Origin of the sequence: Streptomyces colwelliae (assembly GCF_048158785.1) — a bacterium.
Classification (GTDB): domain Bacteria; phylum Actinomycetota; class Actinomycetes; order Streptomycetales; family Streptomycetaceae; genus Streptomyces.
The window spans coordinates 1-420 of sequence record NZ_JBLTJC010000999.1 but is presented as its reverse complement, the minus strand read 5'-3'; the positions used below and the strand labels follow the sequence as shown (position 1 = coordinate 420).

Below are 420 nucleotides of genomic sequence, written 5' to 3'. Positions count from 1 at the left end.
AAGCGTACGTTTGTAGCCTGCTGGCCTCGCAGCTGCTGATTATTCCGGTATTTGCGATTGGCGGCGCAAACGTCTGGGTGCTCGGTTTGTTACTGTTCTTCCAGCAAATGCTTGGACAAGGGATCGCCGGGATCTTACCGAAACTGATTGGCGGTTATTTCGATACCGACCAGCGTGCAGCGGGCCTGGGCTTTACCTACAACGTTGGCGCATTGGGCGGCGCACTGGCCCCAATCATCGGCGCGTTGATCGCTCAACGTCTGGATCTGGGTACTGCGCTGGCATCGCTCTCGTTCAGTCTGACATTTGTGGTGATCCTGCTGATTGGTCTGGATATGCCTTCCCGCGTTCAGCGTTGGTTGCGCCCGGAAGCGTTGCGTACTCATGACGCTATCGACGGTAAACCATTCAGCGGTGCCG

The 420-nt window shown here is 56.7% G+C and carries 1 pseudogene; it reads left to right on the top strand.

Features of this window, described 5'->3' with window-relative positions:
- Positions 1-420, top strand: a pseudogene (gene nanT, locus ACNFOC_RS55550) (sialic acid transporter NanT); the annotation flags it as partial.